Annotated in this window: 23 protein-coding genes; 8 read left to right on the top strand and 15 right to left on the bottom strand. The window is 68.3% G+C overall.

All coding sequences use genetic code 11. From position 1 onward, the window contains the following. Positions 1 to 3: 3 nt before the first annotated feature. On the bottom strand, positions 4 to 792 hold the full coding sequence (locus tag OHA10_RS13585; RefSeq protein ID WP_371406553.1) for an ABC transporter ATP-binding protein: 789 nt from the start codon (positions 790 to 792) through the stop codon (positions 4 to 6). Positions 793 to 808: 16 nt separating this feature from the next. After that, positions 809 to 1,675, bottom strand: coding sequence for an ABC transporter permease (locus tag OHA10_RS13580; RefSeq protein WP_134106038.1), 867 nt, complete (start codon positions 1,673 to 1,675; stop codon positions 809 to 811). A gap of 1,200 nt (positions 1,676 to 2,875) precedes the next feature. On the opposite strand from OHA10_RS13580, the gene OHA10_RS13575 reads away from it, so the two are divergent. After that, entirely contained in the window at positions 2,876 to 3,865 is a 990-nt protein-coding gene (locus OHA10_RS13575) for a helix-turn-helix domain-containing protein (RefSeq protein ID WP_371406552.1), read from the top strand. A 51-nt stretch (positions 3,866 to 3,916) separates the two neighbouring features. On the opposite strand, the gene OHA10_RS13570 is transcribed toward OHA10_RS13575, so the two are convergent. Then, positions 3,917 to 5,023 (bottom strand): aspartate-semialdehyde dehydrogenase, encoded by a 1,107-nt coding sequence (locus OHA10_RS13570; RefSeq protein ID WP_202877510.1) that lies wholly within the window; start codon positions 5,021 to 5,023, stop codon positions 3,917 to 3,919. Continuing rightward, the gene (locus tag OHA10_RS13565; protein WP_371406551.1) at positions 5,020 to 6,288 is read right to left on the bottom strand and encodes an aspartate kinase; all 1,269 of its coding nucleotides are present in this window, start codon (positions 6,286 to 6,288) and stop codon (positions 5,020 to 5,022) included. The genes OHA10_RS13570 and OHA10_RS13565 overlap by 4 nt, the downstream gene beginning before the upstream one ends. 231 nt (positions 6,289 to 6,519) lie before the next feature. On the opposite strand from OHA10_RS13565, the gene OHA10_RS13560 reads away from it, so the two are divergent. Both OHA10_RS13560 and OHA10_RS13555 read left to right on the top strand, forming a co-directional pair. Beyond that, entirely contained in the window at positions 6,520 to 6,843 is a 324-nt protein-coding gene (locus OHA10_RS13560) for an ArsR/SmtB family transcription factor (protein ID WP_371406550.1), read from the top strand. Positions 6,844 to 6,904: 61 nt separating this feature from the next. Beyond that, positions 6,905 to 7,471, top strand: coding sequence for a dihydrofolate reductase family protein (locus tag OHA10_RS13555; RefSeq protein WP_371406549.1), 567 nt, complete (start codon positions 6,905 to 6,907; stop codon positions 7,469 to 7,471). Here the strand turns inward: OHA10_RS13555 and OHA10_RS13550 are convergent. Beyond that, a complete protein-coding gene (locus OHA10_RS13550) occupies positions 7,354 to 8,565 on the bottom strand; it encodes an MFS transporter (protein ID WP_371406548.1) in 1,212 nt (403 codons plus the stop codon). The two genes, OHA10_RS13555 and OHA10_RS13550, sit on opposite strands and share 118 nt — an antisense overlap. Positions 8,566 to 8,653: 88 nt before the next feature. On the opposite strand from OHA10_RS13550, the gene dinB reads away from it, so the two are divergent. Beyond that, positions 8,654 to 9,847 (top strand): DNA polymerase IV, encoded by a 1,194-nt coding sequence (gene dinB / locus OHA10_RS13545; protein ID WP_371406547.1) that lies wholly within the window; start codon positions 8,654 to 8,656, stop codon positions 9,845 to 9,847. Here dinB and OHA10_RS13540 read toward each other — a convergent pair. The 8 genes from OHA10_RS13540 to OHA10_RS13505 all read right to left on the bottom strand — a co-directional run bounded on the left by OHA10_RS13540 (position 9,821) and on the right by OHA10_RS13505 (position 18,180). Beyond that, positions 9,821 to 10,312, bottom strand: a complete 492-nt coding sequence (locus OHA10_RS13540; protein WP_371406546.1) for an N-acetyltransferase family protein — start codon at positions 10,310 to 10,312, stop codon at positions 9,821 to 9,823. The genes dinB and OHA10_RS13540 overlap by 27 nt on opposite strands. Then, positions 10,312 to 11,793, bottom strand: a complete 1,482-nt coding sequence (locus OHA10_RS13535; RefSeq protein ID WP_371406545.1) for a serine/threonine-protein kinase — start codon at positions 11,791 to 11,793, stop codon at positions 10,312 to 10,314. The genes OHA10_RS13540 and OHA10_RS13535 overlap by 1 nt, the downstream gene beginning before the upstream one ends. A 21-nt stretch (positions 11,794 to 11,814) precedes the next feature. Next, positions 11,815 to 12,465 carry a hypothetical protein gene (locus tag OHA10_RS13530; protein ID WP_371406544.1) on the bottom strand — a complete coding sequence of 217 codons (651 nt, stop codon included), beginning with the start codon at positions 12,463 to 12,465 and terminating at the stop codon, positions 11,815 to 11,817. 7 nt (positions 12,466 to 12,472) lie between these two features. Next, positions 12,473 to 13,117 (bottom strand): DUF5063 domain-containing protein, encoded by a 645-nt coding sequence (locus OHA10_RS13525; protein ID WP_371406543.1) that lies wholly within the window; start codon positions 13,115 to 13,117, stop codon positions 12,473 to 12,475. Further along, positions 13,110 to 13,709, bottom strand: a complete 600-nt coding sequence (gene recR / locus OHA10_RS13520; protein WP_371406542.1) for a recombination mediator RecR — start codon at positions 13,707 to 13,709, stop codon at positions 13,110 to 13,112. The genes OHA10_RS13525 and recR overlap by 8 nt, the downstream gene beginning before the upstream one ends. A gap of 1 nt (position 13,710) precedes the next feature. Beyond that, positions 13,711 to 14,319: a YbaB/EbfC family nucleoid-associated protein gene (locus tag OHA10_RS13515; RefSeq protein WP_371406541.1), complete on the bottom strand. Its 609-nt coding sequence runs from the start codon at positions 14,317 to 14,319 to the stop codon at positions 13,711 to 13,713. 260 nt (positions 14,320 to 14,579) lie between these two features. Further along, positions 14,580 to 17,534 (bottom strand): DNA polymerase III subunit gamma and tau, encoded by a 2,955-nt coding sequence (locus tag OHA10_RS13510; protein WP_371406540.1) that lies wholly within the window; start codon positions 17,532 to 17,534, stop codon positions 14,580 to 14,582. Continuing rightward, complete coding sequence (locus tag OHA10_RS13505) at positions 17,515 to 18,180, bottom strand: uridine kinase (RefSeq protein ID WP_371406539.1); 666 nt, start codon at positions 18,178 to 18,180, stop codon at positions 17,515 to 17,517. The genes OHA10_RS13510 and OHA10_RS13505 overlap by 20 nt, the downstream gene beginning before the upstream one ends. 55 nt (positions 18,181 to 18,235) lie before the next feature. Here OHA10_RS13505 and OHA10_RS13500 point away from each other — a divergent pair, with 55 nt between their 5' ends. After that, a complete protein-coding gene (locus tag OHA10_RS13500) occupies positions 18,236 to 19,048 on the top strand; it encodes a nucleotidyltransferase domain-containing protein (RefSeq protein WP_371406538.1) in 813 nt (270 codons plus the stop codon). A gap of 29 nt (positions 19,049 to 19,077) precedes the next feature. Here the strand turns inward: OHA10_RS13500 and OHA10_RS13495 are convergent, their stop codons facing one another. Continuing rightward, the gene (locus tag OHA10_RS13495) at positions 19,078 to 20,703 is read right to left on the bottom strand and encodes a long-chain fatty acid--CoA ligase (protein ID WP_371406537.1); all 1,626 of its coding nucleotides are present in this window, start codon (positions 20,701 to 20,703) and stop codon (positions 19,078 to 19,080) included. A gap of 161 nt (positions 20,704 to 20,864) precedes the next feature. On the opposite strand from OHA10_RS13495, the gene OHA10_RS13490 reads away from it, so the two are divergent. Genes OHA10_RS13490 through OHA10_RS13480 form a run of 3 tightly spaced genes read left to right on the top strand, consistent with a single transcriptional unit; the run spans position 20,865 to position 22,633 of the window. Further along, positions 20,865 to 21,341 carry a MarR family winged helix-turn-helix transcriptional regulator gene (locus OHA10_RS13490; RefSeq protein WP_137252069.1) on the top strand — a complete coding sequence of 159 codons (477 nt, stop codon included), beginning with the start codon at positions 20,865 to 20,867 and terminating at the stop codon, positions 21,339 to 21,341. Between the two features lie 2 nt (positions 21,342 to 21,343). Continuing rightward, entirely contained in the window at positions 21,344 to 21,742 is a 399-nt protein-coding gene (locus OHA10_RS13485; RefSeq protein ID WP_371406536.1) for a hypothetical protein, read from the top strand. Between the two features lie 36 nt (positions 21,743 to 21,778). Next, on the top strand, positions 21,779 to 22,633 hold the full coding sequence (locus OHA10_RS13480; protein WP_371406535.1) for an alpha/beta fold hydrolase: 855 nt from the start codon (positions 21,779 to 21,781) through the stop codon (positions 22,631 to 22,633). Here OHA10_RS13480 and nadE read toward each other — a convergent pair. Continuing rightward, positions 22,626 to 23,444: an ammonia-dependent NAD(+) synthetase gene (gene nadE / locus OHA10_RS13475; protein ID WP_371406534.1), complete on the bottom strand. Its 819-nt coding sequence runs from the start codon at positions 23,442 to 23,444 to the stop codon at positions 22,626 to 22,628. The genes OHA10_RS13480 and nadE overlap by 8 nt on opposite strands.

Genomic DNA, 23,444 nt, shown 5'->3' with positions numbered 1-23,444 from the left:
CGGTCAGAGGTCCTCGAGTGAGACGGCTTCTTCTTCCCCGACCTGCAGGAACTTGGTGTAGGCCTGGATGACCTCGTTGGGCTCGCCGCGCATCATCAGCTTGCCCTTGTGCAGCCAGATGCAGTCGTTGCACATCTCGCGGACGCTGCTCATCGCGTGGCTGACCAGGAACATCGTCCGGCTGTTCGAGACCAGCTCGCCCATCTTGGCCGCGGCCTTGGTCTTGAACGACGCGTCACCGGCGGACAGCGCCTCGTCGATCAGCAGGATGTCCGGGTCCATGTGCACCGCGACGGAGAACGCGAGCCGGCTGAACATGCCGGACGAGTACGTCCGCATCGGCATCTCCATGAAGTCACCGAGCTCGGCGAACTCGGCGATCTCCTCGTACCGCGCCTCGATCTCCTTGCGGCTCAGGCCGGCCGCCAGGCCACCCAGGACCACGTTCTCCTTGCCGGACAGGGCGGCGTTGAAGCCGACGCCCAGCGACAGCAGCGTGGAGACCCGGCCGTGCACCTCGATCCGGCCCGACGTCGGCGGCAGGATGCCGGCCACCGCGCGCATCAGCGTCGACTTACCGGCGCCGTTCGCGCCGATGATGCCGATCGTGGTGCCGTGGTTGACGTCGAAGGACACGTTCTGGACGGCCTTGACCTCGCGGACGGCGCGCTCGCCGCGGCCGAGCCGGATGATCGCGCTCTTGAAGGTCGGCACCCGCTCGAACGTGGTCCGGTAGGTGATCGACACGTCCTGCACCTTGACGGCGGGGATGTCCGAGGGGCTCTTCTGCATGGGCTTCTTCTCGGTCTCAGAGACGGACAACGAACTCACGCTCCCTCGACATGAAGAACAACGAGCCGATCACGAACGCGGCGCCCGCGAACACCACGGCACCCGCCCACATCTTCCACTCGGGAATGTGGCCCTTGACCAGCAGGTCGGTCCAGCCGCCCAGCAGCGAGTAGAGCGGGTTGTACTGGATGAAGCCCTTGAACTTGGCCGGTGCCTGCTCGGCGAACCAGAGCACCGGTGACATGTACAGCCAGATACGCACGAAGTACGGCAGGAAGCTGGTGGTGTCGCGGAAGTACACCTGCAGCGCGGCGAAGATCATCCCCATACCGGCCGCGAAGATCGTCAGCAGCACCAGGAACACCGGTGCGAGCAGCATCTGCCAGTGCAGCTTCAGCCCCACGATGACGTGGATCGCGACGTACACGACCAAGGTCGGCAGGAAGCGGAAGAACGCCGTCCGCACCGCGGACAGCGGGAGCAGCATCCGCGGGAACGACTGGTTCATCAGCAACTTGCCGCCGCCGACCACGCTGGCCGCACCGGCCGTCATCGCACCCGAGAAGTAGTAGAAGGCGAACAGGCCGCCGCACATGTGAGCGAACCGCAGACCGGCGTCCACCTTCGTGCTGCCACCGGCGATGATGTCGGTGAGCAGGTAATAGACCAAGGCGAGCAACAGCGGGTTCAGCACCAGCCACACCTGGCCGAAGAAGGTGTTCGTGTGCGCACCCCGGATGTTGGTCCGGGACATCTCCGCTGCGAACTCTCTCCGCTGCCACAGCGCCTTGAAGTACGGGCGCAGGGCCGGCAGGCCGACCTTGTGTGGTTCGTACACGTGCACCGACGGGTTGAACTCCTCGTCGACGCTAGTCGCGTTCATTCAGGCGACGCCTCTCTCTGCCGGAAAGTTGGATCCACGATGGCCGAGCACCTGGGTTTCGGCGACTGCCGCCCGGGGTACGGCGGCGTGCCACGCAGACCGGGAAGCAGAGTAGCGGATCGGCTTCAACGCCGACGACACAGCGGTCCTCCTTAGTGAGCAACGACGTACAGACGGCTACGAAACCCCGTACGACACTGCGTCAGCAACACCTGAGTCGTCCTTCGCCGATCGTTATCCGGAATATACATTTGACAGCCAGCGACGACCAAAACGCCTTCCAGCCAAGTCAAATCGCCGTCAATTCACAGGTACGACGCTACGCACCGATACGAAGTTGACGTGACCTGCCACACCGGTCCCGTGACGGCTGTTGTCACAGGGGACGCGTGTTATCGGCGGGACCCCGGAAGATGCTTCCTGGCCGGAGCGAACCGGACGGAGGACGTGACGCGCAACATCACATCCGCGCTCCCCATGGACAGCCTCACCATCCACGGAGCACCGGTCTGCACCTCCCGGGGTTCCACCGTCGATCCGGTGCAGCGTCCGCGCTGGGCGGAAGCGGACGCAAGCCGACCCGGACCGGCCGGCACGATGACCAGGGCGGCGGTCATCGCACCTCGAGTCCGTCCCCAGAAATGCTGCGGACGCCGGCAGGTGCGCGCAGCAGGTGTGGAGACGGACCGGAGGCCGGCGGAGGACAGCGCTAGCTGGAATCCCTGCAAAGATGCCAGCGCGCCGGGGACGGCAGCACCGACACGAGCGGCGGCGGCACACGGCGGAACCGGTCGCATCGGGCGCTCCTCCTCATCGGCCTCACGATTGGAGATGCCACAGTTTGTACACCCTCCAGCACAGCCGGTGATGGCACGGAAGTGCGAGGGCACCGATGCGCCGGGATCGAGACCCAACCGAAACAGGCTCCGCTGACGAGACAGCCAACTCGGGCCAGAATTGGAACAGCAGCCCGGCGGCGCTCAGGTGGTCCGTCGCCGGGCTGCTGGACCTCAATTCTCGCTCACAACTGCGCGGAAATGGTGGCCAGATGGTGACACGGCACAAGAATGTTGATCGAACAACAAATATCGCTACGCGCATACACGTCGACACGGACCGTGCCGACGGCATTGGACCGCCCCATCTACGCTTGAGGGACGGTAGCGGACGGTGACAGCACTGGGAAGGGAGGGGAGCGTTGTGAGCACAACGGACACGGAGCGTGCCGACCATTTGAAGGTGCTCGGGCTCAACGACGACGAGATCGTGGTCTACCAGCATCTGCTGCGGACCGGACCGTCGTCGATCACCGAACTGGATGAGGCGGTCCCGGACCGCGAACGCTCGATCGAATCGATCCTGAGCGGCCTCGTCCAGGCCGGCCTGGCCCGCCGCTCGGGCTCGGACCACTCCCGCTACCTGCCGGTGCCGCCGGACGCGGGCCTGGAGGCGATGACGCTGCGCCGGGAGTCAGAGCTGAAGCAGGCCCGGATCGAGGTCCTGAACGCGTACGACGAGTTCCGCCGGACCGTGCACAACGAGTCGACGACGCATCTGATCGAGGTCGTCACCGGCAGCGCGATCGTCGAGCGGATCCATCAGATCAAGGGCGGTGTGCAGCGCGAGATCCTCGCGATCGACTCCCCGCCGTACTACATCGGCGGCCCGAACCAGGAGGAGATCGACCACCTCCGCCGCGGCGTCTCGTACCGGGTCGTCTACTCGCCCGAATCGGTCGAGGTGCCCGGATACCTGACCGAGAACATCCTGCCGTGCGTCGAGGCCGGCGAGCAGGCGCGGGTGCTTCCCGACGTACCGGCGAAGCTGACGATCATCGACGGCTCGATCGCGTTCGTGTCGATGTCGGCCCGCGACACCGACGTGAACCGGTCGCTGCTGATCATCCGGCCGAGCAGCCTGCTGTCGGCGCTGATCGGGATGTTCGAGCTGTGCTGGCGCAACGCGCTGCCGCTGCACGCCTCGGTCGGCACCGAGGACGACCGCCTGGAGCCGATCGAGCGCCGCCTGCTCGCGCTGCTGGCGACCGGCGCCGCGGACGACACCATCGCGCGCACGCTCGGCATCAGCCGCCGCACGTTCTTCCGGTACCTCGAGCGCCTGATGAACCGCACCGGCGCCAGCACCCGCTTCCAGCTGGCCCTGCACGCAGCTCGGGAGAACTGGCTCTAGGAAGACGTCGAAGGCCCGCACAGCAGCGCTGTGCGGGCCTTCTGTCGGTCTCTACGCCTTCGCCGGCGCGAACTCCTTGGCGACGACCTCGGCGATCTGCGCGGTGTTCAGCGCCGCGCCCTTGCGCAGGTTGTCGCCGCAGACGAACAGTTCGAGCTCGTTCGGGTCGTCGAGAGACTTGCGGATCCGGCCGACCCAGGTCGGGTCGGTGCCGACGACATCGGCCGGCGTCGGGAACTCGCCCTCGGCCGGGTTGTCGAACAGCAGCACGCCCGGGGCGTCCCGTAGTACCTCGCGGGCGCCGTCGGCGTCGACCTCCTGGACGAACCGCGCGTGCACCGACAGCGAGTGCGTGGTGACGACCGGGACCCGTACGCAGGTCGCGGACACCTTCAGATCCGGCAGGCCGAGGATCTTGCGCGACTCGTTGCGGACCTTCAGCTCCTCGGACGACCAGCCGTCGTCCTTGAGCGAGCCGGCCCACGGCACGACGTTCAGCGCGAGCGGCGCCGGGAACGGACCGAGGTCGTTGCCGACAACCCGCCGTACGTCGCCCGGCGAGCTGCCGAGCTCGCGATTGCCGGACACCTTCGTCAGCTGGTCGTACAGCGCGTCGATACCGGCCTGCCCGGCGCCGGACGCGGCCTGGTACGACGCGACCACGAGCTGCTCGAGCTCGTAGCGGTGGTGCAGCGCGCCCATCGCCACGATCATCGACAGCGTCGTGCAGTTCGGGTTGGAGATGATGCCCTTCGGCCGGTTCCGGGCCGCTTCGGCGTTCACCTCCGGGACCACCAGCGGGACGTCCGGGTCCATCCGGAACGCGCCCGAGTTGTCGACCACGACCGCGCCCTTGGCGGCCGCGATCGGCGCCCAGTGCGCGGACACCTCGTCCGGTACGTCGAACATCGCCACGTCGATGCCGTCGAAGGCGTCCTCGCTGATCGCGACGACCTCGACCTCCTCGCCGCGGACCTTCAGCCGCTTACCCGCGGAGCGCTCGGACGCGATCAGCCGGATCTCTCCCCAGACGTTCTCCCGGGTCGAGAGCAGGGTCAGCATCACCGACCCGACGGCTCCGGTCGCACCGACCACCGCCAGCGATGGCAGACCCGCCCGGTCCTCGATCGTGTTCTCCACAGCGCTCACAGGGGTCACCGTCCAGTTCCTCCGTACACGACAGCCTGGGTGTGCTCGTCGTCCAGATCGAATGCGGTGTGCGCCGCGGTCACGGCAGCATCCACCAGGTTCTCGTCCACGACCACCGAGATCCGGATCTCCGAGGTGGAGATCATCTCGATGTTCACGCCGGCGTCGGCCAGCGCGGAGAAGAACTTCGCCGAAACGCCCGGGTGCGAGCGCATTCCGACACCGACGACCGAGACCTTGCCGATCTGGTCGTCGTACAGCAACTGCTCGTAGCCCACCTCGTCCTTCATCCGGGCCAGGGCGGACATCGCCCGGGCGCCGTCGACGCGGGGCAGCGTGAACGAGATGTCGGTGCGGTTGGTGGCGACCGCCGAGACGTTCTGCACGATCATGTCGATGTTGGTCTCGGCACCGGCGACCGTCTCGAAGATCCGGGCCGCCTCACCGGGCTTGTCCGGTACGCCGACGACCGTGATCTTGGCCTCGTTGCGGTCCTGGACCACGCCGGAGATTATCGCCTGTTCCATCTCATCCAGTTCCTTCGCATCGACGACCCAGGTGCCTTCCTTCTGCGAGAAGGAGGAACGCACATGGACGGGGACGTTGTAGCGCCGCGCGTACTCGACGCAGCGCAGGTGGAGCACCTTGGCGCCGCAGGCGGCCATCTCGAGCATCTCCTCGTAGGAGATCTTCGGGATGTGCTTGGCGGCCGGCACGATCCGCGGGTCCGCGGTGAAGATGCCGTCCACGTCGGTGTAGATCTCGCAGTAGTCGGCCTCGAGCGCGGCGGCCAGTGCCACCGCGGTGGTGTCGGACGCGCCGCGGCCCATCGTGGTGATGTCCTTGGTGTCCTGGGCGACGCCCTGGAACCCGGCCACGATCGCGATGTGGCCCTCACCGAGGGCGCCCTCGATCCGGCCCGGTGTGATGTCGATGATGCGCGCGTTGCCGTGCGCGGACGTCGTGATCACCCCGGCCTGCGAACCGGTGAAACTGCGTGCTTCGTACCCCAGGTTGGCGATCGCCATCGCCAGCAGCGCGGCGGAGATCCGCTCACCCGAGGTGAGCAGCATGTCCAGCTCGCGCGGCGGGGGCAGCGGAGAGACCTGCTGGGCCAGGTCCATCAGTTCGTCGGTGGTGTCGCCCATGGCGGAGATCACCACTACGACGTCGTTCCCGGCCTTCTTTGTCGCGACGATCCGTTGGGCCACGCGCTTGATGCAATCGGCGTCGGCGACCGAAGAACCGCCGTACTTGTGTACGACGCGTCCCACAGTGTTTCTCCTCAAACCACTGGTTGCGGTACGCCGTGCGGCGTTGCACCAGGCGTAGTCTCGCGGTCATTCTAGCCGTGACCTGACCGTTGCCTACCGGCTGACCATCACCCGAGCGGGCCCGTCCGGCAGATCACTGTCAGTACCGGAAGGCTCCCCGCGCCGGGTCGTCGCCAACCGCAAACCCTCCGGTGACTTGTTCATATAAGTCATCGCTGAAATAATTGTGCCGTGCACGCGTTCGACATCCTCGGCGATCCGGTCCGGCGCCGGATCCTTGAGCTGCTCGCCGACGGCGAGCTGCCGGCCGGCAGTATCGCCGGCACGATCGGCGCGGAGTTCGGCATCAGCCAGCCGGCCGTCTCGCAGCATCTGCGGGTGCTGCGGGACAACGGGTTCGCGACCGTGACCGTCGACGGCACCCGGCGGCTGTACGCCGTCGACCCCGGCCCGCTGCGCGAGATCGACAGCTGGCTGGACCGGTACCGCAAGTTCTGGATCAACCGGCTCGACGCCCTGGAGACCGAACTGCACCGCGGCCGCCGGAAGGACTGACAACCTTCGGGCCACAGCTTGCATCTGGCTTGGTATGCGGAACATCGTCGCCAGGCTGTGCATGTCCGAAGATGGCATCGTCGAACGGCCCGAACTGTGGCTGACCGACCCCCGGCCGGCCCTCGGAGAGCTGGTCGCCGGGGCCCGCACCGTGCTGCTCGGCCGCAAGACGTTCGAGCGGTACGCCGATTCGCTCGCCGGTCTCGATCACACCCGGAACCTCGTGATCGGATCCCGCCCGGTGGTCGCCCGCCCCGGCACCGAGATGCTGCAGGGCGACACCCGTCGCGTGCTCGCCGCCCTGAAGGCGGTGCCCGGCGACGACCTGTACGTGATCGGCAGTCTGTCGCTCGTCCGCTCGCTGCTGCGGTGGCGACTGATCGACGAGGTCTCGCTGCTCATCCACCCGATCGCTGCGGGTCGCGGCATGTTGCTGGACCGCCGTCCGCTGCGACTGATCTCGATGTGTGCGCGCGACGGCGGCGTACTCGAGGCGAACTACCGCGTGCGCTACGCGGCGACCGCCGTACCCTCCACTGCGCTTGTCTCGGCCGGGCGATGGGGCGGAACGCGGAGCAGGGACAGGGTCGCGAGTACGGCGAGGCCGGCCGTCAGGACCCACGCGTAGCGAACGCCGAACGCCTCGACGACCGCACCTGCGACAGCGGAGCCGATCGCGGATCCGACCATGCCGCCGCTCTGCGTCCAGCCGAAGATCTCGGTGTGCGCGGCCGTCGGCGTGAGTGCGCCGACGCGCTCGTAGAGGGCCGCAACCGTCGGCGCGATCATGCAGCCCGTCGCGAACATCGCCACCGCGAGCGCGAGGACGGACGAGGTGGCGAAGATGCAGACGGCGACCAGTGCGGTGAAGACCAGCATCCGGCGCCACACCGCCGACGTACGACCGCCTGGGAGTGCGCCGTTGATGATGCCGCCGGTGACGCTGCCCACCGCGGCCACGGTCTCGAGAATGCCGGCGATCAAACGGTTCCCGTGCTCATCGGCCACGGCGACCATACCGAGCGACATCGACGCGAACCCCATCACCAGACAGGCCCAGGCGAGCAGGATCGGCGTGCGGTGCGAGTGGAAGATCAGCTGCCAGGCAGTAGGACGCGGTCCGGCAGTCTCGTCGTGCGGTACGTCGGTCCGTTGGTTCATTCCGAACCACCAGATGGCCGCTGCGGCTGTCACCGCACACGCCAGCAGGCCGGCGCGCGGGCTGGCGAAGCTGACCATCACCGCACCGAGCATCGGGCCGAAGACGAACAGGAGCTCCTGCGCGGTGGCGTCCAGCGAGTAGACGGCTCGTAGGCGGGACCCGTGGACTATCCGCGGCCAGTTGGCGCGCAGGGCTGACGTGACCGGTGACACGAACACACCGGCCAGCACGGCGGCGATGGGGAGCAGCCGGTACCAGCTGTAGGGCATCAGGGCGAGCACTGCCATCCACAGCCCCCAGGCCATGCCTGTGCCGATGACGACCTTCCGTGCGCCCTTGCGGTCCGCCATGCGCGACCAGACGACGCTGGCGACCGCAGTACCGACCGAGTACGCGCCCGCGACCACGCCGGCCCAGCCGAAGTTGCCGGCGGCGTCCTTCGCCAGGAACGACAACGGGACCATCGTCGCCAGCACCGGCATCCGCGCGACCAGCGCCGAGGCCAGCAGCGCCACCACGCCGTGGGTCTTCCAGAGATCGCGGTACGCCGACAGGTCCATAAGCTGCATTCTTTCCTGACATCGTCGGTCACCGCTTCGGGAATTCTCCCTATCTCGTTCTGTCGGTGGTATATGCGAACATGTGTTCGTGTCCGTTGGCGGTGCGACCATCCTGCATGCCGACCTCGACGCGTTCTACGCGTCGGTCGAGCAGCGGGACGACCCGCGCCTGCGCGGCCGCCCGGTGATCGTCGGCGCGGGCGTGGTGCTCGCCTGCAGCTACGAGGCCAAGGCGTACGGCGTGCGCACCGCGATGAACGGTGGACAGGCGCTGCGCCGCTGCCCCGGCGCGATCGTCGTCGAGCCGCGGATGTCGGCGTACTCCGAGGCCAGCAAGGCGGTGTTCAAGGTCTTCGAGGACACGACGCCACTGGTCGAGGGGCTGTCGATCGACGAGGCCTTCCTCGACGTGGGCGGCTTGCGCAAGATCCGCGGTACGCCGGTGGAGATCGCGCGTCGCCTGCGGGCCGATGTGCTCGCCCGCGTCGGGCTGCCGATCACCGTCGGGGTGGCGCGGACGAAGTTCCTGGCGAAGGTGGCCAGTGGCGTTGCAAAGCCGGACGGGCTGCTCGAGGTCGCGCCGGACCGGGAGCTGGAATTCCTGCATCCGTTGGATGTTTCGCGGTTGTGGGGTGTCGGCGAGGTGACGGCGGAGAAGCTGCGTAGCCGTGGGCTGACGAAGGTCGGCGATGTGGCGATCCTGCCCGAGGCGGCGCTGATCGCGATGCTCGGGCGGGCATCGGGGCGGCATCTGCATGCGCTGGCGCACAACCGCGATCCGCGGCCGATCGAGGTCGGGCGGCGGCGCCGGTCGATCGGTTCGCAACGGGCGCTGGGCCGGTCGCCGAAGTCGCCGGCGACGCTCGATGCGGTGCTGGCGGGACTCGTCGACCGGGTTACTCGGCGGATGCGCAGTGCTGGGCGCTCCGGGCGGACGGTCACTTTGCGGCTGCGGTTCGACGACTTCACTCGGGCGACCCGCTCGCATACGTTGCCTCAGGCAACGGATCAGACGCGGGCGATCCTGGTCACGGCGCGGGCGTTGCTGCGTGGCGCGCATCCACTGATCGCGGCGCAGGGCATCACGATGATCGGCATCTCGGTCGGCAACCTGGAGAACGAGGCGGCCCTGCAGCTGGCGCTGCCGTTCGACAAGGCGGCGAACAACGAGCTCGATTCGGCGCTGGACCAGGTCAAGGACAAGTTCGGCACCGATGCCATCACACGCGGCATCCTGCTGGGCAAGCGTCAAGGGCTAGAGATGCCGATGCTGCCCGATTAGGAGCTCGAGGACGAGTTCGTCGTGCAGGGGGATGTCGTAGGCGCCGGTGGTTGGGATGGATGGTTTGAGCTTGCGGGACTCGTCGACGGCGCCGGGCCTGACGTCGACGATGCGCAGGCCGCGGCGTTGGTAGAAGCGGAGGGCGTCGAGGTTGTCGTTGGTGGTGATGAGCCAGAGGCGGTGTGCCCCGGCTTGGGCCGCGACCTCGGTCGCCGCCTCGAGAAGCGCAGTACCGACACCGCGGTGCTGTGCGGGGGCGTCGATCGTGATGATCTCCAGCTCGTGGTCCTGCAGGTTGTAGGTGAGCAGGCCGACGATCTGGTCGTCCTCTTCGGCGAGGATGGCCGGCAGGGTCGTGGCGTCGTACGCGACGCCGTGGGCGACAGCGATGTGGCTGCCCCAGGACTGCTGGAGCAGGTCACTGATGGCGGCTCTGTCGGCGGCGGTGGCTGGTCGGATGTTCATCAGTAGGAATTGTCGTGGATCCGGCCCGCGTACCAGTTGAGGGCGGCACGGAGCTCGTTGACCTGGGTCTGGCGGCGGGCCCGGGTGGCACCGTGGGCGATCGGATAGATCCGCAGACCACCGTGGTGGCGGCGGTGCGATACGGGCAGCTGGTTCTGGTACTGCGGTTCGAGCCATGCGATCAGCCAGGGCCGTTTGCTGTCACCCCCGACGTGGAGCCGCGTCACGCCGTACCAGGGGATGGTGGCTTCGCGGTAGGCGCGCTTGACCGTCAACCCCTGCGGAGACAGCTGAAGCAAAACCTTCGGCCTCAGCACCAGAATCCAGCTGCGAACCGCAAAGTACAGAAACACCAGCGAGACCAGCCCGGACAAGGTCGAAAGCACAGGATGCAACGCCTTCACCTGCGGATCAGCCGGCACAAACGCCAGCCAGAGCACCGTAAGAATCCCCGCAAACAAACCCGGCCGCGCCCGACTAGTCCCAAAGCTCGCCCCAACCCCTCCTACTCCCACCACACCACCCGGCGCCCCGACATCACCCTGCCAACCGGGGCCCACCGCACCACCCGACCCCAGCTCACCACCAGGTGGCAGTGGTGCGGGGGCGAACGTCGTCGTTGGCGGCAGGAGCTTTGTGGCGGGTGGCGTGGGGATTGTGGGTGGGTCGAGAAGGACTGTCGGAGCCGGCGGCCCCAGGCGCTGGAGGATTTCTGTTGGGGTGGGGCGCTGACCCGGATCCCGGGCAAGGCACCGGCGTACGACGTCATGCAGTGGACCCGGGAGCGGTGGGACATGCGGTTGTTCGTTGACGATCCGGTGCAGCATGGACGCCGGGTTCCCGGTTGCGAACGGACCCCGCCCCGACGCCGCGAACACCAGCACCGCGCCGAGCGCGAACAGATCGCTCGCCGGCCCGATCCCCGTCCCGGTGATCTGCTCCGGTGACAGGTATCCCGGCGTACCGATCACCATCCCGGTCGCCGTCAGGCTCGCCTCCTCCATCGCCCGTGCGATACCGAAGTCGATCACCCGCGGCCCGTTGTCGGTCAGCACGATGTTCGACGGCTTCAGATCGCGATGGACGACACCGCTCGCATGGATCGCCATCAACGCCTCGGCCAACCCACTCGCAAGCGACTGCACCTCAGCCGGCGGCAGGGGCCCGGACGTCTCGATCGCCTTCTGCAGCGTGGGTCCCGGCAGGTACTCCGTCGCGAGCCACGGACGATCCGCATCCGGATCCGCGTCGACGACCGCCGCCGTGAACGCACCGCTGACCTTCCGCGCAGCGTCGATCTCACGCGCGAACCGAGCCCGGAAGCCCGGATCGTCAGCGAGCTCGTCGCGCACCACCTTGACTGCGACCAACCGACCGCCCCGCGAACGAGCGAGGTACACCGCACCCATCGCCCCACGACCGAGCCGGCCCTGGATCGCGAACGACCCGACCACAGCCGGATCATGAGGATGCGTTGTCATCGGGCGACACGCTAACGCGCTTCAGGACCGCGGGTAACCGATCTCGGCGATCCCTTCGGAGAGATCGCTCAATCGTCGCTGCCTGTTCAGCGACGTGACGACGTACTCGGTCAACGGCATCAGCGCATAGACATGCCGGATCGCGTCGAGGTCGAGCGCCACCTCGTAGTACTCCTCGGCGAAGGTCAGGTACGCCTCCGGCCGGCCGTCGGCGACCAGCTCGAACATCCAGTCGGCGCCGTCGCGGTCCGCGTTCTCCACCGGTCCGGAGCGCCAGGCCGGCTCGTCCGTCGTACGCCAGAAGCACACGGTCGCCCGCGGCACGCCGTCATCGCTGAACGCCTTGTCGTCCCGCGCCGCGTGGAACACCTCCGGCACACCGTCGAGCAGGCCGGACCACGGCTTGTGCTCATTCGCATATGGCGAAATCGGCGACTCGTGGTCGAACCCGTACGCGAACGCCCCGTCCGGCGAGAACACGATCGAGTACTCGTTCCCCGATCCGTCCCGCATCAACGCGGCCTCTTCGGTCTCGGACCAGCGCGCGTCGAACTCGTAGTACCTGGTGCTCTCGTCCTCGTTGAGCACCAGGTCCAGCACCGCCAACGCCCGACTGACCCGTCGGACGGTGCCGATATCTGGCAGCCGCCGGATCACCTCATGAACAGACACTCCGTGTTCAGCGACGCTGGACGGCCTCTTCGGCAACCTCGACGAGTTCACGATCGGTCGCCTCGGTCTCCGCGTCGTGCGCCGGCTCGAGCCGGTCATGCGCGATCAGCGACTGGATGGCCCGCAGTACGGCGCTTGCCGCGGCGCCCCAGGTGGAGACGTACGAGAACTGCCACCACCACAGCGCCTCGACGACCCGGCCGTCCTCGTAGTGCGCAAGGCCGTGCACGAGATCGGTCGCGATCGCGGTGAGGTCGTCGGAGAGCCGGTTCACGGTGATCTCCGGCGGAGCGGCGTACGGATCGAACACCTCGGCGTACTCGTCGAGGCCCTCGAACAGCACCGCCAGCCGGTCGCGCATCGCGTCGAGGTCCGGGTCCGGGCCGGCGTCGCTCTCGAACCGCTCCTCCGGGACGAAGTCCTCGAACGCACCGAGCCGGCCGCCGGCGAGCAGCAGTTGGCTGACCTCCAGCAGCAGGTACGGCAGCGAGGCGAGGCCCTCGTCGACCCCGTCCTCGTCCGGCTGCGCGGCGATGTCGCGCACCGAGATCAGGAAGCTCCGGACCTGGTCGGCGATCTGTTCGGCGAACTCGGTGAGGTCCTCGGAGTCCGTGGTCAATGCGCGCTCTGCAATATCGGTTGGTTCAGTCATCGATTGATCGTCGCCCTTCAAACGCCCGTCCGAGTGTGACCTCGTCGGCGTACTCGAGGTCACCGCCTACAGGAAGTCCACTAGCCAAACGGGTGACGCGCAACCCCATGGGCCGCAGCAGGCGGCTCAGGTAGGTGGCCGTCGCCTCACCCTCCAGGTTCGGATCGGTGGCCAGGATGATCTCGGTCACCTCACCGCCGGCCAGCCGCTGGAGCAGTTCTTTGATCCGGAGCTCGTCCGGCCCGATGCCCTCGATCGGCGAGATCGCCCCGCCGAGCACGTGGTACCGGCCGCGGAATTCGCGGGTGCGCTCGATCGCGACCACGTCCTTGGCCTCTTCGACCACACAGATCAGACTCAGGTCCCGGCGCGGGTCACGGCAGATCCGGCACTGCACTTCCTCCGCGACATTGCCGCAGATCTCGCAGAACTTGACCCTCTCCTTGACCTGCACGAGCACGTGCGCAAGCCGCCGTACGTCGGTCTCGTCGGCCGCGAGCAGGTGGAACGCGATCCGCTGCGCGGACTTCGGACCCACTCCGGGCAACCGCCCCAGCTCGTCGATGAGATCCTGAACGGCCCCCTCGTACACGTCAGCCCGGGTTCTGACCGGATGCGCCGGCCCCGCTCCCCGGGTTCACGAACCCGACGCCGCCACGATTGCGGTCATCCGAGCCAGGAGCCCCGCCCGATGCCTGCGGACCACGCCCGTCGTCGCCTGCCGGGTCACTCGGCCCGGGCTCGCCCGACTCGGTTGCAGGATTGTCGTCGCCCGGTCCGACCGCGGGCGGCGTCGCACTCGGCAGGCCGAAGCCTGCCGGCGCGGACGGCGCCGGGGCACCACCGCCGAAGCCGGGGAACCCGCCGTCGCCGCCGAACGCGCCGCCCAGACCACCGGCGAGCGGACCCATCGCGGCGGCAGCAGCCTGCTTCGCGTTCTCAGAGGCGTCGCGCACCGCGGCGACGACCAGGTCGGCCAGCGTCTCGGTGTCGTCCGGGTCGACGGCCTCCTTCTTGATGTCCAGGCTAAGGAGCTCGCCCGTGCCGGACACCAGAGCAGTCACCAGACCACCACCGGCCGACCCCTCGATCTCCTGACCTTCGAGGTCTGCCTGCGCTTCCATCAGCTGGTTCTGCATCGCCTGCGCCTGCGCGAGCAGGTTGGACATGTCGAAGCCCCCAGCACCGCCACCGTCGAACACTGCGATCTCCTCGTCCGAACCGCTCTCCCGAGCCCCGAGCTTGCCTACCCGGCCCCTGACACGCGTCCGACGACCGGAGACTCCACACTAGCCGGTCGGTCGGACAACCCCACGAACACCCAGAAACCGACCAGTCTCCCCAAAGTTATCCACAGGCTTGTGGACATCTTTTCCCACAGGGTTGTGGATCGTGTGGACACTCACCGCGCCGATCTGGCCGCGGCTGTGGAAGAGCCTGTGCGAGTGACTTTCAGCTGAACTCAGTTGGGCTCTTCGGTGATGATCTGGGCACCGAGGGTCTCCCGCAGGAGATCCGTGTGCGACCGCGGATCGTCGTCCAGCACCACGTCGTCCTCGCCGATCGAGGCCGCTTCCTCCTCCGGCGTCAACGGCACCTCAGGCACCACCGGCGCCCGGGCCGCAGCCCGAGCCTGCTCAGCCGCCACCGCAGCCTCCGCCGCCCGCCGCTTGCTGGCCGCCTGCTCCCGCCGATCCACAGGCCCAGCCTGAGGCGTCACCGGAGCCCGCTGGTCGTCCCACGGATCCGACCCAGGAGGCACGTCGTACTCCGAATCAGGCGGCTCCCGCAACGCAACACTCCCCGCCGCGTCCGCCCACTCCCGACCCGCACCCGGTTCACCTGACCCACCGGCTGCCGCTCGTACCGCTCCAGCCGAACCGCGAGCGTCAGCGCCGACGCCCGATCCCCCGACGGCGGGACCAGCCGCTCCAACCTCGTCAGCAACGCCTCCAGCGGCTACGGGACCGCCTGCTCCGGCATCACCAGCCCCAGCGCCACGCAGACCAGGGCCATCAACAGCCTGGCCGCCCGTCCCATGGCCTGCGCCAACTGGACCTGCACCACCTACGTCAGACCCGTTCGCCTCCGGCCCACCGATGCCCACTCCAGCTGAGCCTGGACCGCCCACGTGCGATCCGCTTGCTCCGGCACCATCCATCCCAGGCGCCCCTGGCCCGTGTCCGCCATCCGCCGCATCACCACCGTGGCCTTCCGGCGCACCGCCGGATGCACCCTCGACGCCTCCGCCGAACCCGCCCCGACCGGACCCGCCCTGGGTACCACTGCCCTGACCGCCGGGCGCACCGCCCTGACCTGCAGGCATACCTCCGCCGGAGCCGCCTGGCGCGCCGCCACCCTGGCCGCCGCCCGGTCGGCCGCCAGGGCCTGCGGAGCCGCCGGCACCCGGGTCGGTGGAGGGGTCGACGACGGCTTCGACGCGGCGGTCGATGCCGATGGTGTCGTTCATCGCCTGGCGCAGGATCTCGTCGCTGCCGGAACGCGCGAAGCTCTCCCGCGCCCCCGCGTTCACCAGCCCGAGCGTCAACGTCTGATCGTCGATCGCGATGACCTGCGCGTTCTGGCTCAGCATGATCCAGGCGAACCGCCGCTTGCTCTTCACAGCCTCCAAAACCTCAGGCCACAACCGCCGAATATCCGCCAGCCCCACCGCGCCACCGGAACTACCCGCCGCAATCCCACCCCCAGCAGAACCCGCACCACCAACCGCAGCCCCGCTCCCAGCGGAGCTCCCACCACCAGGAGCTACCTCACTCACGTCTGCACCGCTAGCCGACGACTCAGCCCCATCACCCCAGGCCCCCGTACGCCCACCGCCAGCTCCAGCCGAGGAACCGCGCGCGCCGGCTGCCGGCCGCGAGCTCGCCGATCCTGCTGAAGGCGCCGCTGCGGGCATCGGCGCCGCAGAGCCGGCATCACCTGCACCAACTCGAGGAGCCGAACCGGCCGGAACACCGTCGGCAGACTCAGCCTGGGCCGGGCTCCCGCCGGTTGCAGCAGCTCTCGCGGCCGCTCTGCTTGATGCGGTGTCTGCGCCGGGTACGCCGGAGTCGTCCGACGCACCGCTCGGCGTGACAGCGGCCGGAGTACTGGCGCCCGACCCCGATGGCTGTCCCGCATTCGCGGTAGCGGATGCCGGCGGCTGCCCCGCAGGCGCAGCACCTGGCTGCATAGTGTCCGGCGTGCCGGCAGGAGCACCGATGGCCAGGCGGCGTTCCATGCGGTCCAGACGGGCTTGGATGCCGTTGGTCGAGTCGTCAGCGCCAGGGAGGAGGACCTTGGCGCAGATCAGTTCGAGTTGGAGGCGGGGCGCGGTCGCGCCGCGCATCTCCAGCAGCCCCGCAGCGACGATGTCCGCCGCGCGCGTCAGCTCCGCCGGACCGATCCCGGCGGCCTGCGTCTGCAGGCGCTCGCCCTGGTCCTCGGCAGCTTCGATCAGGCCGGAAGCGACAGCATTAGGTACGGCGGACAGCACGACCAGGTCACGCAACCGCCGCAGCAGATCCTCGGCGAACCGCTTCGGGTCCTGCCCGGTCTCGATGACCTTCTCGATCGTCTCGAACACCGCAGCGCTGTCATGTGCCGCGAACCCGTCCACGCACGCGTCAAGCAACGAATCCGGGGTGAACCCGAGCAGCGCGACCGCCAGCTCGTACGTCACCCCCTCCGGCCCGGCCCCACCGATCAACTGGTCCAGCACGCTCAGCGAGTCACGGACCGAACCCGCACCGGCCCGCACGACCAGCGGCAGCGCGGCCGACTCGATCGCCACGCCCTCCGACTCGCACAGCTTGGCCATGTAATCGGCCAGCACCTTCGGCGGCACCAGGCGGAACGGATAGTGGTGCGTCCGCGACCGGATCGTCCCGATCACCTTGTCGGGCTCGGTGGTGGCGAAGATGAACTTCAGGTGCGGCGGTGGCTCCTCGACCAGCTTCAGCAGGGCGTTGAAGCCCTGCGTGGTCACCATGTGCGCCTCGTCGATGATGTAGATCTTGTAGCGGCTCTCGACCGGCGCGAAGAACGCGCGCTCGCGCAGATCCCGGGCGTCGTCCACACCACCGTGCGACGCCGCGTCGATCTCGATCACGTCGATGCTGCCGGGACCGCCACGGGCCAGGTCGGTGCACGACTTGCACACCCCGCACGGCTCGGCGATCGGGCCCTTCTCACAGTTGATCGCGCGGGCGAGGATCCGGGCACTGGTGGTCTTTCCACACCCTCGCGGTCCGGAGAACAGGTAGGCGTGATTGACCCGGTTGTTGCTCAACGCGTTACGCAACGGCGCCGTGACATGTTCCTGCCCGATCACCTCCGCGAACGTCTCCGGGCGATACCGGCGATACAGCGCAAGGGGTGCTTCCACGCCCGCAACCCTAGCGCTGCCGCCCGACATTTCCGTCGCTCGCGCTGCCGGGCCGGATCGCCGGGTGGGACGGGTCGTCGTGGTCGATGACGATGGTGGCGGCCGCGGCCGGATCGTGCTGAGCCTGGTACGCGCGCCAGCCCGGGACGAACTGCGTCTCGAACACTCCCCGCGTAGCATCCTCACCGCCGTACCGGTCTCGATCGCGGAGCAGGCCCCTCCGCAGCATCTCGTCCTCGCCGATGTGCAGGCAGATACCGATATCCCAGTACGGGCGCAGTCCGGCCTGCAACAGGAACACTCCATCGACGAGCAGGACCGCGTCGTACGGCGCACTCCCGGTCGTGCCGTCCGCGGCCAGATAGGTGCGATCACCACCCGGCCCGAACGGAGTCAGGTACCCGGCGATCAGCGCAGCCAGGTCGAAATTGTCGTCGAAATAGCCCGCTGCGGGGACGCCTGGCGACTGCGGTCGCTGCTCGGCAGGGCGGATGTAGTCGTCGACGCTGACCCTGATCGCCGGACGGATGCCGGACAACGCGGCTGCCAGCTCGTCGGCCAGCGTCGTCTTGCCGGCCGTATCCGGCCCGTCCACCGCGACCCGCACCGGATGATCGCGGGAAATGCCGACGATCGACTCGATCAACCGTGTGAGAACGGCCTGCCGAGTCGTCACCCCTCGACCGTAGTCCCCTGGTCCCGGGAAACGCCACACGATCTAGCGTGGAGCGATGACTGGGGATGAGCGGCAGCAGGCGGTGATCGCGCGGGCGGCCGAGGTCCTGCCGCAGGACGAGCGGGTGCTCGGGGTGTACCTCATCGGGAGCTACGCGACCGGGGCAGCCGACCGGTTCAGCGATGTCGACGCACATCTCGTGGTGACGGACGACAGCGTCGAGTGGTTCGGAGAGCACTGGGACGACGTACTGCGGGAGCTGACCGGGCCGACCGTGTTGACGGATCGAGTCCCCGGGCTGACCGGTGGGCTGGGGATCACACCGGACTGGTTGCACGTGGATCTGTTCGTGCACCCGTTGGCGTCGTTCGAACGGGGCCAGTACGACGGGGTGCGGGTCCTGTTCGACCGGGACGGGACGCTGTTCCCGGAGGGCGACGTCGCGCCGAAGGGCGGTCGACCCGGAGAACCGTACTGGCCTGCGATCAACGTCAACCTCTTCTTCTACTTCCTCGGGAACCTGGTGACGGTCCTCGGACGCGACGAGCGGATCGTCGGCAACCAGGGCGTCGGCGCACTCCGCGATCTACTCGTCGCGCTCATGCTGGCCGAACGCGGCGTACGCCGAACCAGTGGAGCCAAGCGCCTCAACGCCCTCCTCTCCGACGAGCAACGCGCCGTGCTGGATGCCATCCCTGCCGTCGGCACCGAGCCGGCCGACATCATCGCGGCGAATCAGTACATCTGCCGCGAGTTCATCACCCGCGGCAGAGCGCTGGCCAAGCTCACCGACAACCCCTGGCCGACCGAGTTCGTCGACGCAACCCTCAGGCACCTCCGGAACCATTTCCACGTCGAGTTCTCCTGATGGTTGCCGGAGGCACGCACCTCGCGGTCTCACTCCAGGTGGTAGTTGGCGAAGCGGGTGCGAAGATCCTTCTTGGAGAACTTGCCGACTGAGGTCTTCGGAACCTCGTCGATGAACTCCACCGCATCCGGGACCCACCAGCTCGCGACCAGCGGACGCAGATACTCGAGGATGTCCTCGCCGGTCGCGGTCGCACCCTCCTGGAGCACGATGCAGGCCAGCGGCCGCTCGACCCACTTCGGGTGCGGTACGCCGATGACCGCAGCCTCTCGCACTGCCGGGTGGGCCATCAGCAGGTTCTCCAGCTCGACCGAGCTGATCCATTCGCCACCGGACTTCACCAGGTCCTTGGTCCGGTCGACGATCCGGACCGAACCGTACTGGTCGATCGCGGCGACGTCGCCCGTCTTCATCCAGCCGTCCTCGGTGTTCAGCTGGACGCCGTCGTCGGGACGGTAATACTCCGCCGCGATCCACGGGCCGCGGACCTGCAGCTCGCCGGTGGCCTCGTCGTCCCACGGCAGCGGCTCGATCGAACCGGGCTCGACGATGCGCACCTCGACGCCGGGCAGTGGCAGACCCGCCCGGGCGCGCAGGTGTGCCTGCTCCTCCTCGGGCAGGTCCGCACTCCGCGAGGGAACGTGGGACGCGGTCGCGACCGGACTCGTCTCGGTCATCCCCCACGCCTGCAGGATCGGCCGGCCGAGCTTCTCCCGGAATGCCTCCGACAGCGCCAACGGGACGGCCGAGCCGCCGCACGGGATCCGCCGCAGCTTCGGCAGATCGACACCGTCGAGCAACGGCAACAGCCCCTGCCAGATCGTCGGCACCCCGGCCGACAGCGTGACCTCCTGCTCCTGGAGCAGCTTGAGGATCCCCTTCGGGGTCATGTCCGGCCCGGGGAACACCAGCGACGCGCCGGCCATCGGGGCCGCGTGCGCCAGACCCCACGCGTTCGCATGGAACATCGGCACGACCGGCATCACCGTGTCCGTCTCGGTCAGCCCGATGCCGGCGTTCGTGAGCACGCCGATCGAGTGCAGCCAGGTGGACCGATGCGAATAGACGACGCCCTTCGGGTGCCCCGTCGTACCGCTCGTGTAGCACATCGCGGCCGCCTGGTTCTCGTCCTCGACGTGGAACTCGACCGGCTCGGCCGCGGCCAGCAGCTCCTCGTAGTCGTGGAACCGTGGGTCGTCCGGGACCTCCGCGCCCGGCGCCCCCGGCGGCAGATCGTCCATCACGACGACATGCCGGACCTGTGGGAGCCGCTCGAGCAGGGGCAGGAAGAGCCCCAGCAGCGAGCGGTCGACGAACACGACCTCGTCCTCGGCGTGATTCGCGATGTACACGATCTGGTCCGGGAAGAGTCTGATGTTGAGCGTGTGCAGCACCCGGCCGGTGCAGGGCGCGGCGAAGTACAGCTCGAGGTGGCGTCCTGAGTTCCACGCGAACGTCCCGACGCGGCCGTCCGGGCTGACCCCGAGCGTGTCCAGGACGCCGCCCAGACGTCTGGTCCGCCCCGCCCACTCGGCGTACGTCAGCTTGGTCGGCGCCGGACCGCCGGTGTAGACGGTCTTGTCCGGGTAGAACTGCTCGGCCCGGCGGAAGATCGTGTCCAGGGACAGTTGGTAGTTCTGCATCAGACCCTTCATGCAGACACTGTGCCAGTCGCGATGTCGCCTTGGCCATGACCTCAACCGGACTTTCTCCGGCACTCTTCCGGAACCCGTCGCCTCAGGCAACAGCTTCTCACCGATCGGAACACTCGCGCCGAATAGATGTCATGACACACGTGTCGTGTAACATATCGGTCATGAAGGTTGTCGAGGAGCTTCGCTACCTCGTGCTGGCGATCCAGCGCGAGGGCAACCGGCTGCTCGCCGCCGAGCTGCGCCCGCTGGGCATAACGCCTTCCCAGGCAGAGGTTCTGCGCGTCCTGCGGGACCACGGGCCGCTCACGCTCAACGCTCTCGGCGGACTGCTGGTCTGCGAGACCGGCAACAGTCCGAGCCGTCTCGTCGATCGCCTGGTCGCCCAAGGACTGGTGAAACGCGGCATCGACAAGGTCGACCGGCGCTACCTCACGCTCAGCCTCACCACGCAGGGCCGTGCCCTGCACCGCCGCATCGTCACCGCGGAAAACCGGCTGCACCGCACCATGCACGACCTCGTCGCCGGGCAGGCCCTCGACGAGACCATCACCACGCTCCGCACGCTCGCCGACGCCTTCCCGGCCGGCGCGGCCCTGGCCCGTCGCCGGGATCCCGAACTCGCCACTCAGGAGAACTAGTCATGGAACAGGCCACCGAAACCATCCACGCCGGCACGGCAGCGATCCGCCACGTCCTGCTCGACGCGCTCGCCCTCCCGGAGTGGAACGAGGCGTTCCTGGCCATCGACGGCCCCGCTGAGGCAGACCTCGGCAGCAGCTACGCGCTGCGCGTGCGGCCGGGGTTCGCCGGCGAGCTGCAGTACACAGTGGTCGAGCCCGACCGCATCGAGATCAGCTGGCAGGTCCCCGGGTTCCGCGAGGTCGGCACGTGGACCATCGGCCCGGACAGCCAGGTCACCCACACGTTCGAGCAGTCCGGCCCGCTGGCGACAGTCCTCCGCCCGGCGTACCGGAACATCGCCACCATCCGCCTGGCCTGCCTCGCCAACCGCGTCCGCCAGTTCAGCCACGCCGCCTGACTGCCGACGACCCGCACTCGCCGTACGCTCCCTGGCATGCTCATGGAGATCCGTGGCACCAGGCTGTACGTCGACCAGCGCGGCGCCGAGGACGCACCGCCGCTGCTGTTCATCCATGGCGGGCCCGGCGCGGGTTCGTACGACTTTCTGGCGTTCCAGGGCGATCGGATCAGCCAGAGCTTCCGGCTGATCGCGGTGGACCAGCGCGGCGTACAGCAGTCCGACCCGCTGACCGGACCGGTGAGCGAGCACGACCTGATCGCCGATTTCGAGGCGCTCCGGGAGGAGCTCGGGATAGAGCGGTGGTCGATTCTCGGCCACTCGTACGGCGGTCGCCTGGCGCTGCGGTACGCCGCCGCTCACCCGGACGCCGTGACCAAGGTCGTCTTCGAGAACCCGGGCTGGGACATGGTGCTCGCCAGCGACACCCTGCTTCGGGCGGCGCTCCCGCTGCTCCCCGGCGTGGAGGCCCCGCCGGCCCACACCGGTCCGGCGACGAAGGCCATGTGGGATGAGCGGATCGCAGTCATCGCCCAGCTCGGCGACCGTCGGATGGAGATCTACACGGGACCGGACTCGCGAGATCTCGAGCTGCCGGCGGACACCGCGATCTCCGACGAGCACCACTCGCGCTCAGGTCACTTCCATGACCAGATCACCAGGTCGACCAGCTTCGGCGAGCCAGTGCTGCAGTACCTCGGACAGCTCACTCAGCCGGCCCTGCTCATCAAGGGCGAGTACGACCCGGCCACCAGCGAGCAGGAGATCGAGCTCTTCCGCGCCGACGTACCGAACGGCACCTATTACTACTCAGCCGGCGTCGGCCACTTCCTCCACGCCGAGCAGCCCGACCTCTACGCCAAGCTGGTGACAGACTTCCTGCTCAGCTGAAGGCGAGCGGCACGGCGCGCTTGTGAGCCGTACGCCGGTGCGTGGCGATGATCGTGCTCGCGGCCTTCTCGTCGACGTCGAGGCCTTCGAGGAAATCGTCGATCTCGTCGTAGGTGACACCGAGAACGGCCTCATCGGGTACGCCGGGGTTGTTCGTCTCCAGGTCGGCCGTGGGGACCTTGCCGGTCGTCTCCGGGTCGGCGCCGAGGCGCTCGCCGACCGCGCGGACGCGGCGCTTGTTCAGTCCGGACAGCGGCGTCAGGTCGCAGGCGCCGTCGCCGTACTTGGTGAAGAAGCCCATCACCGCCTCCGCCGCGTGGTCCGTGCCGATCACCAGCGCGCCGCGGGCACCGGCCACGACGTACTGCGCGACCATGCGCTGGCGTGCCTTGATGTTGCCGACGTGGAAGTCCTCGCGATCGCCCAGCCCGGCGTGCCGGACCGACTCGACCATGGCGTCGGTGGCCGGCTTGATGTTCACGTCCAGCGTCTCGTCCGGCTTGATGAACTGCAGTGCGCGCTGGGCGTCCGCCTCGTCGGCCTGCACGCCGTACGGCAGCCGCATCGCGACGAAGGTCGCCTGACCGCCCTCGGACCTGATCCGCTCGACCGCGAGCTGCCCGAGCCGGCCTCCGACCGCGGAGTCGACCCCGCCGCTGATGGCGAGCACGTAGCCCGAGGCGCCGGTCTTCCGGAGCCGGTCGGCCAGGAATTCGACCCGCTGCTCGATCTCATTGTCCACGTCGAACGTCGCGGGCACGCCGAGCTCGGCGATGATCAGTTCCTGCAGGTAGCGGCTCTCGGGATTCAT

Source organism: Kribbella sp. NBC_00662 (assembly GCF_041430295.1).
In the GTDB taxonomy this organism is placed as follows: Bacteria; Actinomycetota; Actinomycetes; order Propionibacteriales; family Kribbellaceae; genus Kribbella.
Note: the sequence above shows the minus strand (reverse complement) of the source record. Positions and strands in the feature narration are given on the sequence as shown.

Coding starts and splice junctions, on each gene's coding strand:
- OHA10_RS13480 (WP_371406535.1), top strand. CDS start 21,779: ATGCTCATGGAGATCCGTGGCACCAGGCTGTACGTCGACCAGCGCGGC.
- OHA10_RS13495 (WP_371406537.1), bottom strand. CDS start 20,703: ATGAAGGGTCTGATGCAGAACTACCAACTGTCCCTGGACACGATCTTC.
- OHA10_RS13510 (WP_371406540.1), bottom strand. CDS start 17,534: ATGTCGGGCGGCAGCGCTAGGGTTGCGGGCGTGGAAGCACCCCTTGCG.
- OHA10_RS13555 (WP_371406549.1), top strand. CDS start 6,905: ATGTCCGAAGATGGCATCGTCGAACGGCCCGAACTGTGGCTGACCGAC.
- OHA10_RS13535 (WP_371406545.1), bottom strand. CDS start 11,793: ATGACAACGCATCCTCATGATCCGGCTGTGGTCGGGTCGTTCGCGATC.
- OHA10_RS13485 (WP_371406536.1), top strand. CDS start 21,344: ATGGAACAGGCCACCGAAACCATCCACGCCGGCACGGCAGCGATCCGC.
- OHA10_RS13550 (WP_371406548.1), bottom strand. CDS start 8,565: ATGGACCTGTCGGCGTACCGCGATCTCTGGAAGACCCACGGCGTGGTG.
- OHA10_RS13500 (WP_371406538.1), top strand. CDS start 18,236: ATGACTGGGGATGAGCGGCAGCAGGCGGTGATCGCGCGGGCGGCCGAG.
- OHA10_RS13490 (WP_137252069.1), top strand. CDS start 20,865: ATGAAGGTTGTCGAGGAGCTTCGCTACCTCGTGCTGGCGATCCAGCGC.
- OHA10_RS13585 (WP_371406553.1), bottom strand. CDS start 792: ATGCAGAAGAGCCCCTCGGACATCCCCGCCGTCAAGGTGCAGGACGTG.
- OHA10_RS13525 (WP_371406543.1), bottom strand. CDS start 13,117: ATGACTGAACCAACCGATATTGCAGAGCGCGCATTGACCACGGACTCC.
- OHA10_RS13580 (WP_134106038.1), bottom strand. CDS start 1,675: ATGAACGCGACTAGCGTCGACGAGGAGTTCAACCCGTCGGTGCACGTG.
- nadE (WP_371406534.1), bottom strand. CDS start 23,444: ATGAATCCCGAGAGCCGCTACCTGCAGGAACTGATCATCGCCGAGCTC.
- OHA10_RS13540 (WP_371406546.1), bottom strand. CDS start 10,312: ATGAACATCCGACCAGCCACCGCCGCCGACAGAGCCGCCATCAGTGAC.